Here is a 17,894-nt window from a genome sequence, read left to right as displayed (position 1 = left end):
TTGCCGGGGCAGGCGCGCGGATCATTGACCGAGGAAGGCCCCCATTACCAAATAGCTGGACAGGGCGAGGCCAAGGCCCGTCCCCATAGGAATGGTGAATTTTTTGCCCTTGCCGACAGAGTCGGTATCGGTGGGGTCTTTTTCGCGCCAAGTGGCCCAATCGGGTGCGAGATCGCGCAGGGGTGTGTAATAGGAAATCAGCACCGCCACGGTGGACCCGACAAGTGCGGCCAGCAGGATGAAAATGACGGCCCCGATATCACCTGGATGCACGAAGAGCGCGGCAACGGCCATGAACTTTACATCGCCGCCTCCCATTTGGCGGGCCATCCACATCAAAAACCCATAGGCAAAGGCGATGCCATACCCGGCGAAACGCCACAGGAAGTCGTTAAGTGGCATTGTTGCGAGGCCAATCACGACGAAGACGAGAAAAAGCGCCCAAACGGTCAGGTTTGAAATTCGCTTGTGCTTTAGGTCCACGTAGAAGGTCCAAATGCTGATTGGAACGCAAAACAGCGCAAAAAGCGTGGCCTGCAACGCGTCAATCTGCATCGGTTTTTTCCTTCAGCCGGGGTCGCTCAGCCCTCAAGCGCGCGAAGCGAGCGCACGGCTTCCTCGAAGTGCTGCGGGTGGGTGTCGATCGCGTCACGCAGCAGGCCCTTGCCGATGCCGGTGTCGCCCTGTTTGATGGCCGAAAGCCCAAGGGTATAGAGCAATTGCGCTCGTTCTTCCTGTGTCGATTGCATCACCGGGAGCGAATATTTCTTTTGCGCGCCACGAGCCAGAATGAGGTTGTTCTTGGCGGTAAATAGGCTGTCATCCTGACGGATGGCATCGGAGAACAGACGCTCGGCGGCCGCGAAATCGCCGCGGGTCAGCTTGGAGTACCCCCAGTTGTTCATCACACCGGCCGGTCGCGTGGTGAGGCCGACGGCGGTTTCGTAGAAACTGTCGGCTTTCTTCCATTCCTTGTTGCTGTCGGCGATCATCGCTTCAAGCCGGTAGCGTTTGAAGGTTTCGAACGTGGGCGGGATGCCATCGAGGACGGTATCGGCGCGATCCCATTCGTTGTTGCGGATCAGCGCATCGGCGAAATCGACGCTGTCGTCATGGGTGGACTCTTCGTGCTCGGTGACGCGTTTCCAAGCCGGGACGGCCTCGGTAAAGCGCTTGGCGCGGATCAGTGACTTGGCAAGGCCACGCTGAAGGTCGATGCGTTCGGGCTGTTCGCCGACGGCCCTTTGGAAGTAGGAGACCGCTTCGTTCGGGTCGGCCACGGTCAACATCACGTCGTTGAGGTTGGTTTCGTCCACGACATTGACGCCTTGGAAGGCGCGGTCAACGTCTTGTCCTTCGGTTTCAGCGCATGCGGAAAGTGTGAACGCGCCTGCAACGCATACAGAAAGAAGAATAGGGTGGCGCATGTTTGCGTCCTTTTACTGCCTTCGCCTCGATCATGGTATCTTGCGGATCAGGTAGTCGCTGCTGCCCCGCCGTACCAATTTATAGTCTTGTTCATTGCGCTCAGCATAATCGGAATTTTCCGATTTTGCGAGGGCTAACCGCAAATTGTCACGAATTGAGTCACTTTGGCCATTGTCTATGGCATAGGCGCGACGGAAAACCTGCGCCGCTTCGGCGGTTTTGCCCTGTTCCATGAGGACGACGCCAAGGTTGTTCCAAACCTCCGGGGACTCTTCATCTTTGTCGATGGCATCGCGCAAAAGGCGTTCGGCGGTGCCAAGCCGGCCCAGGGCGAGATTGGCGCTTCCAATGCCGGCGATGACTTCGGCGCTCATCCCGTGCGTCAGCGCGGCGCGGGAATAGGCATCAATCGCGAGTTCGTATTCACCGGCATCCATCAGGCGGTGCCCCACAACCATGCCATCGACGGCATCGCCACTTTGGGCCACGCCGGGGGCATACGGGTTGTCACGGGATACGCCATCGCCTTGGCCGGCTGTGCATCCGGCCAAGGCGAGCGTCAGGAAAACAATGGCGCTTGTGCGTTTCATCGCACCTCTAGGATTGTTCTACTGCTCGGCCATGGCGAACATTTCCAGAATGCCCAGAACCGACGGCCCAACAAGAATGATCAATAGTGGGGGAACTGTAAGCATCATCGTGGCCAATGTCATCTTTGTTGGCAGTTTGTTGGCCTTTTCTTCGGCCCGCATGACACGTTTGTCACGCATTTCCCCGGCATAGACCCGCAGGGCATCGGCTATGGACGTACCGAAGGATTGCGACTGGATCAGGACAGTCACGAAACTGGAGATATCCTGCACCCCGCAGCGTTCGGACATTTCCTTGAGAACCGAGGGTTTGTCACGGCCGGCTTTGATTTGATGAGCGACGATTTCGTATTCTTCGGCCAATGCCGGGTAAGACGCCCGGATTTCATTGGCCACGCGGATAATGGCCTGATCCATGGATTGACCGGCTTCGACGCAGGTCAGCATCATGTCGAGACTGTCGGGGAAGCCGTCGCCGATTTCCTCCTGACGTTGTTGTTGCCGCTTGGTCACCCAGTACTTGGGAATCATGTAGCCCACTGCACCGGGTGCCAGGATATAGAGAAGGGTCTGCTGGGTCGTTGTTTCGTCACCGGAGACGAAGAGGACGAAATATAAAACGCCCAAGATCAGAAGCCCGATGGCCAGTGCGAACTGGGCGAAGTGGAAGTACCGCACGGCATCACGGCTGCGGTAACCTGCCTGCATCAGGGTCAGCCGGATTTGCGAGAGTTGCTTGGCATCCTGCGGTTCAAGGAAACTGGCGTATTTGTCCAGCTTTTCGTTGCGCGTGCCCGCGCGCAGCTTTTTCTTGGGCTGCGAGTCGCTTGCTCTGTCGCGCGAGTCTTTCTTGAGCCTTTCAAGCGGATCTTGCGAGTCTTTGATCAGCAGCGGGATCGTGGCGAGGATCAACAGAATGCCGAGCGTGCCAACCACGATGAGCGGGCCGAAGGGCCCCATGGCATCGGTTAAGATTGCCTGTATGTTGGAAAGGAATTGCATGGCGGTGTCCTCTTAAACCTTGATGTTCACAAGCGCGCGCATGACGAAAAGATTGATCGTCAGGAAGGCGCCCACGACAAGGCAGGCCGGGATAAAGAAGGGGTGTTCCATCGCCTTGTCATAGTAATTGGGATCCAGAACTTGGATGCCGATAAGGGCGAGGATCGGGAAGCCCGACAGGAACTTGCCGGACCATTGAGCCTCGGCGGTGATGGCTTTGACGCGGCGGAAAAGCCGGAAGCGGGAGCGGATGACCTTGGCCAAACCATCAAGGATTTCGGCAAGGTTGCCGCCTGATTGCTGTTGGATCGCCACGGCGACGGCCAGGAAGCGCAAATCCTGCATGTCGAGACGTTCGGCCATGTCCTTGAGCGCTTCGCCCATGTCGCGACCATAGGCCGCCTCGTCTGCGATCATGCCGAACTCGGTTGCCAATGGATCGGCCACTTCGTCGGCGACGATGCCGATGGCCGAGGAAAAGGGGTGGCCGACACGAAGGCTGCGAACCATGAGTTCAATAGCATCGGGCAATTGTTCTTCCAGAAGGCCCATGCGCTTTTTGGCCTTCATGTTGATCCATGTGAATATCCCAAAAACGCCGATCGCGGTGGAAACCAACGCGCGGACGGCAACACTGGTGGTGGTTCCGACCGACAGGCCGATGAAAGCCAAAACACTGACCCCGACCATGAGCATGATCAATTGCTGGGGCGTAAAGGCAATGGCCGCCTTTTGCGCCTTGTCCGACAAGATTGCGTAGATCGGAATCTTGCGTGCCTTGAGGTGTTGTTGCATCTCCTTGCGGAGTTTCTCCATCACCTCTTCGCGGTTACCGCTCTTGTCCAGCATTTCCAGGCGCCGGTTGACCCGGTTGTTGAGACTGATCGACCGGCCAAATACCGTCAGGTAAAGGCCCTCGACGAGAACGAGCACCCCGACAAAGATCAGGCCATAAATAATCGGTTCTGCGCTGATACTCATGCGTCTTACTCCGCGGCAATGGGTTCATAGATGCTGGGCGGTAGGTCGTACCCCCACAGGCGGAACCGTTCGGAAAAGTTGGACCGCACACCGGTGCCGGTGAAGTGGCCGATGATTTTGTTATCGGGAGTGAGGCCGACGCGTTGGAAACGGAAGATTTCCTGCATCGAGATCACGTCACCCTCCATGCCGGTGATTTCGGTGATGGAGGTCATTCGGCGTGAGCCGTCCTGAAGGCGGGATGCCTGTACGACCAGATTCACAGCCGAGGCGATCTGACTGCGTACCGCCTTGATCGGCATCTCGATGCCCGACATGGCGATCATGTTTTCCAGACGCGCGATACCATCGCGCGGGTTGTTGGCGTGAATCGTTGTCATCGAGCCGTCGTGGCCGGTGTTCATCGCCTGCAACATGTCGATCACTTCCTCGCCGCGTGTCTCACCCACGATGATGCGGTCAGGACGCATACGAAGCGCGTTTTTCAGACAGTCGCGTGGGCTGACCTCGCCCTTGCCTTCGACGTTGGGCGGGCGGCTTTCCATGCGGCCGACGTGAATCTGTTGCAACTGAAGTTCGGCCGTATCCTCGATGGTGAGGATGCGTTCGGCGTTGTCGATGAAAGACGACAGCGCGTTGAGCGTGGTCGTCTTACCAGAGCCTGTACCGCCCGAGACGATCACGTTCAGTCGACAGGCGACAGCGGCTTGCAGATAGGCGGCCATTTCCTCGGAAAAGGCACCGAAATTCACCAGGTCGTCGATGCCCAGCTTGTCCTTCTTGAATTTCCGGATCGACACGAGGCTGCCATCAACCGCGATGGGGGGCACCATGGCGTTGAAACGTGAGCCATCGGCCAGACGCGCATCCACGTAGGGGTTTGATTCATCGACCCGGCGACCCACGGCGGAAACGATCTTGTCGATGATCCGCAATAGGTGCTTTTCATCCTTGAAGGTGACATCGCTGAGTTCGAGCTTGCCGTCACGCTCGACAAAGATCTGCTGCGGGCCGTTGACGAGGATATCGTTCACGGTGTCGTCTTGCAGAAGCGTTTCAAGCGGCCCCAGGCCGCGCACTTCGTCGTAGAGTTCCTGAGTCAGGGTCGTCCTGTCTTCGCGGTTCAGGACGATCCCGCGTTCTTCCAGAACCTCGCCCGCGATGGAACTGATCTCGGCGCGCAAATCCGCTTCGGTCGCCGTATCGAGAGCGCCCAGATTGAGGTTGTCGAGCAGGGAGCGGTGCAATTCGAGCTTGATTTCACCCAGCCGTTCCTTGCGTTTACGCTCTTTGTCTTGGCCGACGGGTTGTGCCGCTGCCTTCTGTGCGGGGCGGCGCAGGGATTGCACCTGTTCCACCGGCTGGGTTTTGGGCATCTCGACCGGTTGTGCCACTTCGGCGGCAGGTGCTGCCTTGGGTGCGGGCGCGGCTTTCTTGTACTTCGAGAACATCGCGGCTTGTTCCTTTTTTAAGCGGCTTCGGCGTCATTCTTGCCAAGCTCGTGCAACGAGGCGGCGAGTTTGGCGATTTCCTTTCGCAGTGGGTTTTTCGCGGCGGCTTGCGCGAGCGGTGTACCTTGGTCGCCGCTTTGCGCGATCTGGCGCCCGCCATCGGGCAGTTGCACCTCGATGCCGATTTCAAGGCTTTCGCCAAGGCGCTTCACGCGGCTTTTCCCATTCAGATCGGTGAACTTGGGGGCGCGGTTGAGGCAATAGCGCAGTTTCTCAACCGGCAATTCCTCGGACTTGAGGGCGCGTTTGAGGCGCAGTGCGTTTTGCGCCGAACGCATGTCGAGTTCCAGGGTGCAGAAATATATCTGCGCCGCTGTCAGCACGGTTTCAGTCCATTGCACGAGGGTCGAGGGCATATCGACGATCACATAGTCGAAGTGCAGGCGCGCCAGTTCAACAACGCGGCTGACGTCCTCGGGGGAAATCAAATCCAGCGGCAGCATCTCGGAGGGGGCGGTGAGAACCCAGAGCTTGTCTTCAAAGGTCATCAGCGCCTGCTTGAAAATGTCGTCATCCATCGTTTCGGTGTCCGACCACATCTCGTAGACCACGTCGCGACGTGGCAGATCGAGGTAGGTCGCGGCCGAGCCCGTTTGAAGGCCGAGGTCTATCAGGCAAACGCGGGGCGGGTTGTCTTTTTCGACCGTGGCCAGCTCCCAGGCAAGGTTGACGGCCAGGGTTGTCGCACCTGTTCCGCCAGCGATGCCTTGGGTTGCCAGAAGCACGCCATCACCGGTGCGTTGGCTGTCGTTGAACGGTGAGTGCGCGGGTTCCTGCGCGGCCTCTTCGGTTTTTTGGAGGCGTTCGATTGCAGCTTGCAATTCGCCTTCCGGCAGGGGGTAGGGCACGAATTCATGCGCACCCTGACGCAAAAGCTGGTGCAGGGCCGCGGGGCTGACATCCTCGGCGATCAGGATCACCTTGACCCCACGCGCATTGGCGAGCGAGATAACTTCGCCCAGCATCACGAGGTCATCCTCGTCGGTTTCGTCGATTGCGACTGCCACGAACTCCAGTGAATCTGCTTCTGGCTGGTTGAAGAACGCCAATGACTCGGCGAAACCGAGGTCACCCCAGTTTTCGCCAAGCGCGGATTCCATGTCTTCAATCAGCAGATCGAAGTTCTGGACGTCGCGACTGATCGTGCATGCGACGATCGGGCTGAGTTCTGTCTTTGTCATCGGGCTACTCGTCATTGTTCATGAATCACCTTGCCATGCGGGCCCTTGTGCGACGCGAACCTTGTGTCAGGTCGGTTTGGGGCCCAAATCCCATGGCGCGGGACTCTCTTGCCTGCGAGCAACCTCGCCGAAAATCTGGGCAACATTTGGGCTAAAAAACCGTATTTGTGCGATATCGAAGGACAAAAAATACCCCGCCGTTGCGGCGGGTTTTTTTAAGTTGGTCCAGCCGTGGCCAGACAGGGAGATTAGGGAAAGGCCTTGGTTTATTCGTCAAGGCCCGTTTGTGTCTGTACGATCTTGAGGTCCGAGTCGGGTTTCGCGCTGTTGACGTATTCGCGATAGACTACTTCGGCGTATTTGCCTTGCATTACGATAGGATGCGAGGCGACGAACCCTGAAACCTCGGTTACGGTGCGGCGATTACGCCGCTCGCGGCCCTGGGTGACGATCAAGGGCTGGCTTTCGCCGAAGGAAACGACCGCTTCAAGGCGACTGCGGCTGATGCCTTGACCAACAAGGTAGTTCACGACCGCGTTCGCCCGACGCAGGCCAAGTGCCTTGTTGTAGGCGTTTGAGCCCACTTTGTCGGTATGTCCGTAGACCCGGAAGCGCACCTCGGGGAACTGTTTGATCCAATGCGCTTGTTCGCGAAGCGTATCGCGCGCCCCGGCATCGAGTTGAGCCGAGTTGAAGGCAAAGTTCACCGTGCTGAGAACCTCTTTCGCGAAGCGCGTGGAGAGATCAAAAACGTAGCTTTTTTCGCCGGTCATCACGAGGTGGTTGTTCATGTTGGCGTTGCCGAAGGCTCCGCTGTCGACCAAACTGCCGGCTTCTTGGGTGTAGGAGCGGTAAACATCGCCCGGTGCGGAGGAGCAGGCGGTGAGGGCGACAAGCCCCGCAGTTGCGATTAGGTGTTTCATGTGCCCCTGCCTTTCCATCAATCCATCACGTATCCATAGGACCCGCTGAAGTCTTGCTTGGCGACTTCCCCGGCCTTGCTGTTGCCATCGGCGGGCATGGCAACACGCCCGTTCAGGAACAAGTCTTTCTCGGACGGCAGCTTGACCCGATCTGTCGGGAGCGCCAATGCATCACCCCGAGTGGGCGTGACCAAATGTGCCGACACGATAATGACCAGCTCTGTCTGTGAGCGCGCATAGTCCGCGCTGCGGAAGAGGGCGCCAAGGATCGGGACATCACCAAGCCAAGGCACCTGGCCATTGGAGTCACGGAAATCGTCTTGCAAAAGCCCGGCGATGGCAAAGCTTTGACCATCCCGAAGCGATACCGTCGTTGAGGTATCACGACGGCGGAAGGCGTCGATTTCTAACCCATTGGCGTTTATGGAATTGGTGGTATCAATCGAAGACACCGCAGCGGCCAATTCAAGGTTGATGACGTCCCCATCCACGACGCGTGGAACAAAGTTCAACTCGACACCAAAGGGCTTGAATTCGATGGTGGTTGTATTGTTGTCCTGCGCAACCGGGATCGGATACTCGCCACCGGCCAGGAATGTGGCCTCTTGGCCGGAAAGGGCGGTGAGGTTGGGTTCGGCCAAGGTGCGAACGAAGCCCTTTGTTTCAAGGGCTTCCAGTAATATACCAACTTCTACAGACCCGATATCGAAGCCAAAGAAGGCGGCACCGGCGTTGTCTCCCGATGCCACGCCGGTGGCATTGACGCCGGTCGACGCAAGGTTGCTGCCCGAAAGGGCCGCGCCGTTGCCGCTTGCGCCAAGCGCGTCGACCGCCAAGGATGTTGAAAGCTGCTTGGACACGCTACGCTGCATTTCGGCAAAACGCACTTTCAGCATGACTTGCTGCTTGCCGGAGACAACCATCAGGTTCGAGACTCGGTCGGGAGCATAGCGTTTTGCCAGTTCCAGTGCGCGATCCATGCGCGCGTTGCTGGACACGCTACCTGAGAGCACGATGCCATCATTGGCCGAGCGAACCTCGATCTTTTCGCCGGGAAGGATCTGGCGAAGGCGTTCCTTGAACTCAGAGATATCTGCGGCAACGCGGATTTCGACATTGGTAATCAGCCGCCCATTGGCATCCAGAAGGGTCAACGTGGTCCGCCCCGGTGCCTTGCCCAGAAGATAAATCGTACGGTCTGAAAGCGTCGAGAAATCCGCGATTGACGGGTTCGCGATGCTGAGTTCCGCAAAAGGAACGTCACTTTCGACGACCACCGCGCGGTTCATCGGTACGCTCAGGTCGCGGTTTGCACCTTTGCGCACCACGGTAACATTCTCTGCGATGGCGGTGCTGGCAATCGGGCCACACGCCACAGCCAACCCCAAGAGGGCAGCCTTAACAAAACCTAGCTTTTTCATGTGACCTGCCTTTCCGATCACGCCTCAATTTTCGGGTCTTTTCGCCCGCAATTGGCAACAGTCTGCGCCAATTGAAAAATTTTTTCAAGAATCAAAGGGTTTCAACGTGAAATTGTTGCGTAACCTTGAAATGTGTTGCTCACAAGAAACGGGGCGCGGTAATCCGCGCCCCGTTTGCAGTTTAGACTTTTGGCCGCTTCAGTTGGTGCAGGGAATCTCGCTGATGATGACCTCGGCACCGCGGCGGGTTCGAATGGTGCAGATCTCTTCGCGCTGTTTCGGTTCCGGTTTGGTCTCGACAGCGGCGATACCCAAAAGCCGACGCTGGTCGACTTCGATGGTTTCGGCCACGGTGTCATCGTTGATCCCGACGAGCGACAAAGAGAGCCGCCCGGTGGATTGCGCCTGTGCCAATTCCGCAACCTGCTGCGGCTGAGCAGCGATGGTGACTGTGCGCGCAATGATCGCTCCGGTCATGTCGGCGTCGGCGACCTGGTCAATTGCGATCAGGCGCACACCGGTGCCAATCAGCTTTGTCACTTCGCCGGTCGAATTCCCCTCGGTGCGCCCGCCGCGACCAACATTGCCTGTCCAATAGACATCAACGCGATCGCCGGGGCGAAGGAAACCCGACACGCCGCTGGCGACGTCCACCTTGATGGCAAAGGCCCGTTCGCCACGTTCAAGGCGCGACATGATGCCTGCCTCTTCGCCCGCTTCGGTGACCTTCACTTCCAGGATGGCCTCGTTCTTTTCCATCGCGCGCATGATCGAGCGAGGTTCGCTTGTTCCTTTGGGGAAAAGCTCTTCTTCTGTCTTGAAAACGCCCTTGGGAAGGGAGGTTTTGGGGAACTTGGTCAGGCGTACGTCTTCTTTCGAAAGGCGTTCGCCGAACTTCAGCTTGCGCTTGGCCACGTAGATATCAACAGTTTCAATCTCGGGGGCGCGCTGTGCGCGCTCCTGTTCAAGTTGCGCCTGGTAGCCTTGAACGTAGCTTTTGGCCATATACACCGCAAAGCCCGCAAGGCCGAGTCCGACGACGAGCACCAGTCCGAATACCAATCTCATGGCCTATCCTTTCAAGGTTCTTGTTTCGTTGCATGGGGCGAGCCCCAAATCTCTGTCACAGAAGATGCCATTTGATTGTGGCAAAATCTGGGGCGGCGCTTGTCCGTTTCGGGACAATGGCGCTTTCGAATGCAAGGTTTGCGGGACTTGTTTTTCCGCGACGGGTTTTGCTCGGTAACCTGTCAGGCCTTGATCACTCGGGCCCAACATCTTCCATGGATGTCACGACACTGTTGGCTGCTGTGTCAGTCGATTCGCTGACAACGGCAACAACGCCAACGGCAAGGCCGACGATAGCTGCGCTCAAAGCAACCCAATCTACTGCGATAGCGCCTGTTTCATCTTTCCGAAATTTTTTGAGCACATGTTTCATGCTAGCTCCCGTTACTAAATTTACTTTGATTTGGTGATCGTTACCAACTTTTGTCCTGAGCATTCGTCATGCGGATACTGCTCGTCCCGCCAAGATCCACAAGAGGCCGCAAATTCGAGATTTGCGGCCAAATGTCATATCGTATCATACGCGTCGTGCGTCGAATTATTCGCCAGAACCGGAGGTGTCACCTTCAACGGTCTGGTTGGTGACGCCGCTTTCGATTTTGGTCGCCAGCGAGTCAACACCGTCGGAAACGGTGGCAACGCCTGCAACGCCCAGGCCCACAACAGCTGCGGTCAGAACGACCCAGTCAACAGTCACGGCACCGTCTTCGTCTTTGCGGAAGTTTTTGATGAATTTGATCATGGTTGGTCCCTCCAAAGGATCAGTTTACTTAAGGTTTCGAACCGCTCCGTCAGATTGGTGGGCCGCCTCTCTCTTGGCCCTCTGCCGTTTCGGTATGAGCAGATATAGCCAGTGAAATCGGGCAGGATTTTGTCTGGATTGGAACCATTTTCGTTAACACAATGATTTTTCTAGGCACCACATCTAAGTGTATGAAAAGTAAGCAATAAAAAATGAAAATAAATGAATGATCCTTTGAGAGTTGCGTTTTTCGTTAGCGAATCCATTCACATGAGTTTCCAAATCCATGACAAAGCTGGCCTCAAAGCGGGACTTTTGACATAGTGACATCAAAAGAACCGAGGCAGAGCAGGCCCAAACATGCGACTCTTTAGTGTTTTCCTGATAGTGGCCCTATCCGGCGCGCCGTTTTCTGTGTTCGCAGAGGATCCCCCGCCGTTTCCCGAATTCACGTTCAAAATGGGCAAGCCCCCGGAGAAGGGCGCCAAGAAGCGGATCACCGTACAGATCGAACCCGAGGCCGACCCGGCCACGGCGGTTGATGAGGCCCCGGATACCACACCCCAAATCGCCAGTTACGCGTGGTTTTGGACAAAGGTGTCGCCGAAGCTGTCGATGGGTGGTGCAGAGCGGCTTGCCTTGGCGATGCAAAGCCTCGGCGACGGGCCTGGCGGCGTAAAAGTTCGGTCCCCCCGCTTGCAGACCGTGCAGGGGATCGCGCAGGCGCATGGGGCCGATATCCTGCGTGCCACGATCGGGACACGGGTGTCGCCGGCCTTGGCGCTTGCGGTCATCTCGGTCGAGTCCTCCGGCAGACCCGAAGCCGTTAGCGCCAAGGGCGCGCAAGGCTTGATGCAGTTGATGCCAGATACTGCCGAACGCTTCGGTGTTACAGACAGCTTGCTCCCGGGCGAGAACATCAAGGGGGGCGTCGCCTATCTTGATTGGCTGATGAAAGAGTTTGGCAATGACCCGGTCTTGGCGCTTGCCGGGTACAATGCCGGGGAAAACGCGGTGAAGTCGCATGAGGGTGTGCCGCCCTTCGCTGAAACCCGTGACTACGTGCCCAAGGTTCTGGCGGCTTATGATGTGGCCCGCGCGCTGTGCAAAACGCCCCCTGTGCTGATCACGGATGCCTGCGCTTTGACCATCGCCAGCAACTGAAACGGGCGGCCCTGATAGAGCCGCCCGCGATACAGTATATATGGGCCTTATTTCAGACCACGGTCGCCTCTGTCGCGGCGCGCAGGTCATCTTCGCTGACCCCCGGGGCGCATTCGACGATTTTCAAACCGCCCTCGACCACGTCCAGAACGCCCAGATTGGTGATGATGCGATCCACCACGCCGGTGCCGGTCAGGGGCAGGGTGCATGCCTTGAGCAATTTGCTGTCGCCGTGCTTGTTGGTGTGATCCATGACCACCACAACGCGGCCCACGCCAGCCACCAGATCCATCGCACCGCCCATGCCCTTGACCAGCTTGCCGGGGATCATCCAGTTGGCCAGATCACCGTTTTCGGCGACTTCCATGGCGCCAAGGATGGCCATGGCAATCTTGCCGCCGCGGATCATGCCAAAGCTGGTGGCGCTGTCGAAGTAAGAGGTATGTGGCAGTTCGGTAATGGTTTGCTTGCCCGCGTTGATCAGGTCGGGGTCGACCGCATCTTCCGTGGGGAAGGGGCCCATGCCCAGCATGCCGTTTTCCGATTGCAGCGTCACATGCACGCCCTCGGGGATGAAGTTGGGCACCAGCGTCGGGATACCGATCCCGAGGTTCACATAGGTGCCGTCTTCAAGTTCCTGTGCCGCGCGGGCGGCCATTTCATTGCGATCCCATGCCATGGTTCAGCCCTCCCGTACCGTGCGTTTCTCGATGCGCTTCTCATGCTCGCCTTGGATCAGGCGGTGCACGTAGATGCCCGGCAGGTGGATGTTGTCGGGGTCCAATTCACCGGGTTCGACGATTTCTTCCACTTCCATCACGCAGGTCTTGCCGCACATCGCGGCGGGCGGATTGAAGTTGCGAGCGGTCTTGCGGAAGATGGCGTTGCCGGTGGTATCGGCCTTCCACGCCTTGACGATGCTCAGGTCGGCAAAGATGCCGCGTTCAAGGATATAGGTCTCGCCGTCGAAGTCCTTATGCTCCTTGCCCTCGGCGATCTGGGTGCCGACGCCGGTTTTGGTGTAGAAACCGGGGATGCCCGCGCCACCGGCGCGCATGCGTTCGGCCAGCGTGCCTTGGGGGTTGAACTCAAGCTCAAGCTCGCCTGACAGGTATTGCTGCATGAAGGTGTCATTCTCGCCCACATAAGAGCTGAGCATTTTCTTGACCTGACGGGTTTGCAGCAGAATGCCGATGCCGAAATCGTCAACGCCCGCGTTGTTCGAGGCGAAGGTCAGGTTTTGCACGCCTGAGTCCTTGATCGCCTGCAACAGAAGTTCGGGGATGCCGCACAGGCCAAAGCCGCCCGCGGCGATCAGCATGTCATCGCGCAACAGCCCGTCCAGTGCCTCGGCAGCAGAGCCGTAGACCTTTTTCATGGGGATACCTCCTTGGGAATACCGATTTGGGGCAAGGTATGCGGGCCAAGGCGGGCAAGAGTCAACGCGCCCACCGCAAGATGGGCGCGTTATAGGATTACTACGTATGATGTGCGCTTATTTCTTGGCCGCTGTCTTTTTCTTGGCGGGGGCTTTCTTGCCTTTGCCTTTCTTCGCGGCCTTTTCCGCAATCAGATTGACGGCCATCTCCATGGTCACATCCGCAGGCTCGGTGTCTTTGGGCAGGGTCGCGTTGACCTTTTCCCACTTCACGTAAGGGCCATAGCGGCCTTCCATGACATTGACCGGCCCGCCGGATTCGGGGTGTTCACCCAACTCCTTGATCGGTTTGGCCGCCGCACCGCGCCCGCCGCGCCCCGGATTGGCGCGTTTTTCAGCCAGAAGTTCGACGGCACGGTTCATGCCGATCTCGAACACCTCCTGAAATTCCTTGAGGTTGACATAGACCGGCTTCGCATCCTCGGGGCCTTGGTGCATGACATATGGCCCAAAACGGCCAAGATTGGATTTGACGGTCCCGCCATCAGGGTGCTCGCCAATCACGCGCGGCAGGGTCAGCAGCGTCAGGGCTTTTTCCAACGTCATGTCGTCCGGCGACCAGCCGGGCAGGAAGGCGCCCTTGGCTTTGGGTAGCGAGGCGCGCGGCGGTTTCTTGTTTTCCGGCGTCGGCTCACCGCGTTGCACATAAGGCCCAAAACGTCCGGCCTTGAGCCAGATTTCGTCCTCGTCATCGTGGCCGAGCAGGCGTTCATCGCCATCGGCCCCTTCGCCCGCGATGGGGCGGGTATAGGTGCATTCGGGGTAGTTGCCGCAGCCGACAAAGCCGCCGGTACGCGAGGTTTTCAGGTGCAGTTTGCCCTCACCGCACTTGGGGCAAATCCGTGGGTCGCTGCCATCGTCGCGCGGCGGATAAAGCTGATCGGCGAGTGCTTCGTCCAGCACGTCCAGCACCTCGGTGATGCGCAACTCCGAGGTTTCGGCGATCGCCGCCGAGAAATCGCGCCAGAAACGGGCGAGCACTTGCTTATAGTCCACATCCCCCGCGCTGACCTTGTCCAGCTCATCTTCGAGATTGGCGGTGAACTCATAACCCACGTATTTGCGGAAGAAGTTGAGCAGGAAGATCGTGACGATCCGCCCCTTATCTTCGGGGATCAGGCGGTTCTTGTCTTTGCGGACGTATTCGCGATCCTGAATCGTGGTGACGATGCTGGCATAAGTCGAAGGGCGCCCGATACCCAGTTCTTCCATCTTCTTGACCAATGTCGCCTCGGTATAGCGCGGCGGCGGTTGGGTGAAATGTTGTTCGGGGCTGACCTTGCGCTTGTCGGTCTTGTCGCCTTCGGAGATTTGCGGCAGCCGGCGGTCGTCGTCATCGACGACGGCATCATCGCGGCCTTCCTCGTAGACCTTCATGAAGCCATCGAACAGCACCACCTGACCGGTGGCGCGCAGGCCGACCTGACCGTCCTGACTTGCAATGTCGACGGTGGTGCGCTCCATCCGCGCTGCTTCCATCTGACAGGCCAGCGTGCGTTTCCAGATCAGATCATAGAGCTTGCGCTGATCCTGTTCGGTCACCTTGATCTGGCTGGCGTCGCGCGTCATGTCCGTGGGACGGATACATTCGTGCGCTTCCTGGGCGTTCTTGGCCTTGTTCTTGTACATGCGGGGCGAGCCGGGCACATAGTCCTTGCCGTACCGGTCGGCGATGGCGTCGCGGGCGGCATGCACCGCCTCGGGGGCCATGTCGATGCCGTCGGTCCGCATGTAGGTGATGAGGCCGGCCTCATAGAGGCGTTGCGCCGCGCTCATCGTCTGGCGCGCGCCCATGCCGAACTTGCGGCTGGCCTCTTGTTGCAGGGTTGATGTCATGAAGGGCGGGGCGGGGTTGCGGCTGGTGGGTTTGGCTTCCACCGAGGCAACGCTCAGATCGCGCGAATTGATCGCCTGAACCGCCAGCTCGGCCTGCGTTTCGTTCTCGATGTCGTATTTATCAAGCTTTTTGCCTGCCAAAACCGTCAGGCGCGCCTCGAACTCCTGCCCCCGCGGCGTGGCGAGCAGGGCCTTGACCGACCAGTATTCGCGCGGGTTGAAGGCTTCGATTTCCATTTCGCGCTCGACGATCAGGCGCAGGCAGACCGATTGAACGCGGCCCGCCGATTTGGCCCCGGGCAGCTTGCGCCACAGAACGGGGCTGAGGTTGAAGCCCACAAGATAATCCAGCGCGCGGCGGGCGAGGTAGGCCTCCACCAGATCCTGATCGACCTCGCGGGGGTTCTTCATCGCTTCCGTCACCGCCGATTGAGTGATGGCGTTGAAAACCACGCGGGACACGGGCGTGTCTTTCTTGATGGCGCGGCGTTTTCGCAGGGCCTCTTCAAGGTGCCAGCTGATCGCCTCGCCTTCGCGGTCAGGGTCGGTGGCGAGGATCAGGGCGTTGTCGTCTTTCAGGGCGTCGGCGATGGCTTTGACATGCTTGCGAGAGTCGTTTCCGACCTCCCATTTCATTTCAAAATCATGCTCGGTATCGACCGATCCGTCCTTGGGAGGCAGATCGCGGACATGGCCATAGGAGGCCAGAACCGTGTAGTCGGATCCCAAATACTTGTTGATTGTCTTGGCCTTAGCCGGGGATTCGACAACGACGACTGGCATGAAATCTCCTTTCGACTCATAGAGCGAGGCTTATGGCGTCGGACCATGTGGGGTGGCAAGGGGAATTGTCAACGCAGGTTGTCGCCGGCTTGTCAGAGGGGCATGGGGAGGTCATGGTTCTATCATTCAAGGGAGAAAGCGATGCGTGTAGTGGTATTTTTCTTGGCAGTACTCATACCCGGAATGGGCTGGGCATGGGAGGAACCGCAGCGCGGAACGGACACCCGCAGCGCGTTGATGGATGCTCTTCGGCCACATGCCGAATGGATGCTGGGTAAACCTGTCCAATTCGTTGTGCACTCCTTACGGCGTTCGGGCGATGTTGCCTTTGCCAGTGTTCATGCCCAGCGGCCCGGAGGTGGTGCGATTGACGTGGCGACATCGCCGGCGGCCGCGCGGGGATATCTTGACCCCGATTACATGGACGGTACCAGTTTACAGGCGCTTTATCGCAAGTCGGGCAAGACATGGGTGGCCGTCCATTGGGCGATCGGGGCAACGGATGTGTGGTATGCTGACCCTGAACTTTGCCCGGAGTATCAAGCGGTTATCCCGGAGGTATGCGGGGATTAGCCCGCTTTCGAGACCGCCAGGCTGAGCAATCCACCGGCATGGCGGCGGATGCGTCCATCAATTTCCAAATCAGTCAAAGCGGGGGATACATTGGCGGCAGGGGCTTTTAGGTCGCGGATCAATTGATCCTCGGCCACCGGCGACGGGCCAAGCCGTTCAAGAATCTGTTGGTGCAGCGCAGCGGTATCTCGCAGGCTGCGTTGGGCCGGCGCGGGCTGCGCAGGTGGATCGAGTGGTATTTCCGCTTGCGTTCCAACGGCGTCTAAATGGGGCGATATGTGGCCGATCGCCTCGATCACATCCTCGGCGTTGCGAACCAGATGCGCGCCATCGCGGAGCAGCATGTTGCACCCCGAGGCGCGGGCGTCAAAGGGATGGCCCGGCACCGCCAGAACCTCGCGGCCCTGATCCAGAGCGGTGCGGGCGGTGATCAGGCTGCCGGATTTGGCGGCGGCCTCGACCACGATAGTGGCGCGGCACAAACCGCTTATGATCCTGTTTCTACGGGGAAAATGCCGGGCTTGGGGGTGCATGCCCATCGGTTGCTCGGACAGGCGCAGGCCGGTTTTGGTGATGTCTTCTGCCAGGCGGGCATTTTCTGCCGGGTACATGACATCAACGCCCCCGGCCAGTACGGCAATGGTTCCGGTTTCCAGTGTGGCGGCATGGGCCGCAGTATCGACCCCGCGGGCCATTCCCGAGACCACGGTAAAGCCTTTGGTCGCCAGATCGGCGGCAAGGGCTTTTGCCATGCGTTGACCGAGGGAGGAGGCATTGCGCGCGCCCACCATGGCGACAAGCGGACGGTGAAGAATCTCCGTATCGCCAATCGTCCATAGGATCGGGGGGGCGTCAGAGATTTGCGCCAATTCCGTGGGATAGAGAGAATCCCCGATGCAGACCATTCGCGCCCCGGCCATTTGAGCCGCGCGCATTTCTGCGCGCGCTACACCGTCCGGGCAGACCTCATACTTGTCGACGCCGGCGGCCTTGGCGACCTCCGGCAAGGCGGCAAGCGCCGCCTTTGCCGTACCGTGTTCCTTCATCAGACGATGAAAAGTGGAGGGACCAACACGGCGAGATCGCAAGAGACGAAGCCACGACACCCGATCATCTTCCGTGGTGGGTGGGAGTGGGGGGTGAGTGGAAGGATGTGTATCCTCGGACATCGTGACTCCGCCTTCTTGCAAAGCCACTATTGGGCGAGGCCGGTTAACGGGCGGTAAATCAAAAACAGCTGAGTCGTGGATTTT

General features: G+C 58.5%; 18 protein-coding genes. 2 read left to right on the top strand and 16 right to left on the bottom strand.

Translation table 11 applies throughout. The features are described 5' to 3' along the window. Positions 1 to 21 precede the first annotated feature (21 nt). The 12 genes from QZ498_RS04265 to QZ498_RS04210 all read right to left on the bottom strand — a co-directional run bounded on the left by QZ498_RS04265 (position 22) and on the right by QZ498_RS04210 (position 10,847). Positions 22 to 555, bottom strand: coding sequence for a prepilin peptidase (locus QZ498_RS04265; protein ID WP_294620497.1), 534 nt, complete (start codon positions 553 to 555; stop codon positions 22 to 24). A 26-nt stretch (positions 556 to 581) separates the two neighbouring features. Continuing rightward, positions 582 to 1,427 (bottom strand): tetratricopeptide repeat protein, encoded by an 846-nt coding sequence (locus QZ498_RS04260; protein WP_294620496.1) that lies wholly within the window; start codon positions 1,425 to 1,427, stop codon positions 582 to 584. A gap of 30 nt (positions 1,428 to 1,457) precedes the next feature. Continuing rightward, positions 1,458 to 2,018, bottom strand: coding sequence for a tetratricopeptide repeat protein (locus QZ498_RS04255; RefSeq protein ID WP_294620495.1), 561 nt, complete (start codon positions 2,016 to 2,018; stop codon positions 1,458 to 1,460). A gap of 18 nt (positions 2,019 to 2,036) precedes the next feature. Then, positions 2,037 to 3,020, bottom strand: coding sequence for a type II secretion system F family protein (locus QZ498_RS04250; protein WP_294620494.1), 984 nt, complete (start codon positions 3,018 to 3,020; stop codon positions 2,037 to 2,039). Between the two features lie 12 nt (positions 3,021 to 3,032). After that, the gene (locus QZ498_RS04245) at positions 3,033 to 4,001 is read right to left on the bottom strand and encodes a type II secretion system F family protein (RefSeq protein WP_294620493.1); all 969 of its coding nucleotides are present in this window, start codon (positions 3,999 to 4,001) and stop codon (positions 3,033 to 3,035) included. Positions 4,002 to 4,006: 5 nt separating this feature from the next. Continuing rightward, positions 4,007 to 5,452, bottom strand: a complete 1,446-nt coding sequence (locus QZ498_RS04240) for a CpaF family protein (protein WP_294620492.1) — start codon at positions 5,450 to 5,452, stop codon at positions 4,007 to 4,009. A 17-nt stretch (positions 5,453 to 5,469) separates the two neighbouring features. Further along, complete coding sequence (locus QZ498_RS04235) at positions 5,470 to 6,693, bottom strand: CpaE family protein (RefSeq protein WP_367117624.1); 1,224 nt, start codon at positions 6,691 to 6,693, stop codon at positions 5,470 to 5,472. A 266-nt stretch (positions 6,694 to 6,959) separates the two neighbouring features. Further along, positions 6,960 to 7,616 (bottom strand): OmpA family protein, encoded by a 657-nt coding sequence (locus QZ498_RS04230; protein ID WP_294620490.1) that lies wholly within the window; start codon positions 7,614 to 7,616, stop codon positions 6,960 to 6,962. Positions 7,617 to 7,633: 17 nt separating this feature from the next. Further along, entirely contained in the window at positions 7,634 to 9,037 is a 1,404-nt protein-coding gene (locus tag QZ498_RS04225) for a type II and III secretion system protein family protein (protein ID WP_294620489.1), read from the bottom strand. A 198-nt stretch (positions 9,038 to 9,235) separates the two neighbouring features. Then, positions 9,236 to 10,105 carry a Flp pilus assembly protein CpaB gene (gene cpaB, locus QZ498_RS04220; RefSeq protein WP_294620488.1) on the bottom strand — a complete coding sequence of 290 codons (870 nt, stop codon included), beginning with the start codon at positions 10,103 to 10,105 and terminating at the stop codon, positions 9,236 to 9,238. A 193-nt stretch (positions 10,106 to 10,298) separates the two neighbouring features. Continuing rightward, entirely contained in the window at positions 10,299 to 10,478 is a 180-nt protein-coding gene (locus tag QZ498_RS04215) for a hypothetical protein (RefSeq protein WP_294620487.1), read from the bottom strand. Between the two features lie 165 nt (positions 10,479 to 10,643). Continuing rightward, positions 10,644 to 10,847: a hypothetical protein gene (locus QZ498_RS04210; protein ID WP_294620486.1), complete on the bottom strand. Its 204-nt coding sequence runs from the start codon at positions 10,845 to 10,847 to the stop codon at positions 10,644 to 10,646. A 459-nt stretch (positions 10,848 to 11,306) separates the two neighbouring features. Here QZ498_RS04210 and QZ498_RS04205 point away from each other — a divergent pair, with 459 nt between their 5' ends. Further along, positions 11,307 to 12,011 carry a lytic transglycosylase domain-containing protein gene (locus QZ498_RS04205; RefSeq protein ID WP_367117623.1) on the top strand — a complete coding sequence of 235 codons (705 nt, stop codon included), beginning with the start codon at positions 11,307 to 11,309 and terminating at the stop codon, positions 12,009 to 12,011. A gap of 52 nt (positions 12,012 to 12,063) precedes the next feature. Here the strand turns inward: QZ498_RS04205 and QZ498_RS04200 are convergent, their stop codons facing one another. From QZ498_RS04200 to topA, 3 genes are all read right to left on the bottom strand, one after another. Then, on the bottom strand, positions 12,064 to 12,690 hold the full coding sequence (locus QZ498_RS04200) for a 3-oxoacid CoA-transferase subunit B (RefSeq protein ID WP_294620484.1): 627 nt from the start codon (positions 12,688 to 12,690) through the stop codon (positions 12,064 to 12,066). 3 nt (positions 12,691 to 12,693) lie between these two features. After that, the gene (locus QZ498_RS04195; RefSeq protein ID WP_294620483.1) at positions 12,694 to 13,389 is read right to left on the bottom strand and encodes a CoA transferase subunit A; all 696 of its coding nucleotides are present in this window, start codon (positions 13,387 to 13,389) and stop codon (positions 12,694 to 12,696) included. 117 nt (positions 13,390 to 13,506) lie between these two features. Continuing rightward, entirely contained in the window at positions 13,507 to 16,068 is a 2,562-nt protein-coding gene (topA, locus tag QZ498_RS04190; RefSeq protein WP_294620482.1) for a type I DNA topoisomerase, read from the bottom strand. 141 nt (positions 16,069 to 16,209) lie between these two features. On the opposite strand from topA, the gene QZ498_RS04185 reads away from it, so the two are divergent. Continuing rightward, the gene (locus QZ498_RS04185; RefSeq protein ID WP_294620481.1) at positions 16,210 to 16,641 is read left to right on the top strand and encodes a hypothetical protein; all 432 of its coding nucleotides are present in this window, start codon (positions 16,210 to 16,212) and stop codon (positions 16,639 to 16,641) included. Here QZ498_RS04185 and dprA read toward each other — a convergent pair. Beyond that, entirely contained in the window at positions 16,638 to 17,810 is a 1,173-nt protein-coding gene (gene dprA, locus QZ498_RS04180; protein ID WP_294620480.1) for a DNA-processing protein DprA, read from the bottom strand. The two genes, QZ498_RS04185 and dprA, sit on opposite strands and share 4 nt — an antisense overlap. Between the last annotated feature and the right edge of the window lie 84 nt (positions 17,811 to 17,894).

Origin of the sequence: uncultured Roseovarius sp. (assembly GCF_913057115.1) — a bacterium.
In the GTDB taxonomy this organism is placed as follows: Bacteria; Pseudomonadota; Alphaproteobacteria; order Rhodobacterales; family Rhodobacteraceae; genus Roseovarius.
This window is presented reverse-complemented; position numbering and strand designations above follow the sequence as displayed.

Excerpts from the sequence above, each read along its gene's own strand:
- QZ498_RS04210 (WP_294620486.1), bottom strand. The coding sequence starts at position 10,847 with ATGATCAAATTCATCAAAAACTTCCGCAAAGACGAAGACGGTGCCGTG.
- QZ498_RS04200 (WP_294620484.1), bottom strand. The coding sequence starts at position 12,690 with ATGGCATGGGATCGCAATGAAATGGCCGCCCGCGCGGCACAGGAACTT.
- QZ498_RS04235 (WP_367117624.1), bottom strand. The coding sequence starts at position 6,693 with ATGACAAAGACAGAACTCAGCCCGATCGTCGCATGCACGATCAGTCGC.
- QZ498_RS04195 (WP_294620483.1), bottom strand. The coding sequence starts at position 13,389 with ATGAAAAAGGTCTACGGCTCTGCTGCCGAGGCACTGGACGGGCTGTTG.
- QZ498_RS04185 (WP_294620481.1), top strand. The coding sequence starts at position 16,210 with ATGCGTGTAGTGGTATTTTTCTTGGCAGTACTCATACCCGGAATGGGC.
- cpaB (WP_294620488.1), bottom strand. The coding sequence starts at position 10,105 with ATGAGATTGGTATTCGGACTGGTGCTCGTCGTCGGACTCGGCCTTGCG.
- QZ498_RS04225 (WP_294620489.1), bottom strand. The coding sequence starts at position 9,037 with ATGAAAAAGCTAGGTTTTGTTAAGGCTGCCCTCTTGGGGTTGGCTGTG.
- QZ498_RS04265 (WP_294620497.1), bottom strand. The coding sequence starts at position 555 with ATGCAGATTGACGCGTTGCAGGCCACGCTTTTTGCGCTGTTTTGCGTT.
- QZ498_RS04215 (WP_294620487.1), bottom strand. The coding sequence starts at position 10,478 with ATGAAACATGTGCTCAAAAAATTTCGGAAAGATGAAACAGGCGCTATC.
- topA (WP_294620482.1), bottom strand. The coding sequence starts at position 16,068 with ATGCCAGTCGTCGTTGTCGAATCCCCGGCTAAGGCCAAGACAATCAAC.
- QZ498_RS04260 (WP_294620496.1), bottom strand. The coding sequence starts at position 1,427 with ATGCGCCACCCTATTCTTCTTTCTGTATGCGTTGCAGGCGCGTTCACA.
- QZ498_RS04240 (WP_294620492.1), bottom strand. The coding sequence starts at position 5,452 with ATGTTCTCGAAGTACAAGAAAGCCGCGCCCGCACCCAAGGCAGCACCT.
- QZ498_RS04255 (WP_294620495.1), bottom strand. The coding sequence starts at position 2,018 with ATGAAACGCACAAGCGCCATTGTTTTCCTGACGCTCGCCTTGGCCGGA.
- QZ498_RS04230 (WP_294620490.1), bottom strand. The coding sequence starts at position 7,616 with ATGAAACACCTAATCGCAACTGCGGGGCTTGTCGCCCTCACCGCCTGC.
- dprA (WP_294620480.1), bottom strand. The coding sequence starts at position 17,810 with ATGTCCGAGGATACACATCCTTCCACTCACCCCCCACTCCCACCCACC.
- QZ498_RS04250 (WP_294620494.1), bottom strand. The coding sequence starts at position 3,020 with ATGCAATTCCTTTCCAACATACAGGCAATCTTAACCGATGCCATGGGG.
- QZ498_RS04205 (WP_367117623.1), top strand. The coding sequence starts at position 11,307 with ATGGGCAAGCCCCCGGAGAAGGGCGCCAAGAAGCGGATCACCGTACAG.
- QZ498_RS04245 (WP_294620493.1), bottom strand. The coding sequence starts at position 4,001 with ATGAGTATCAGCGCAGAACCGATTATTTATGGCCTGATCTTTGTCGGG.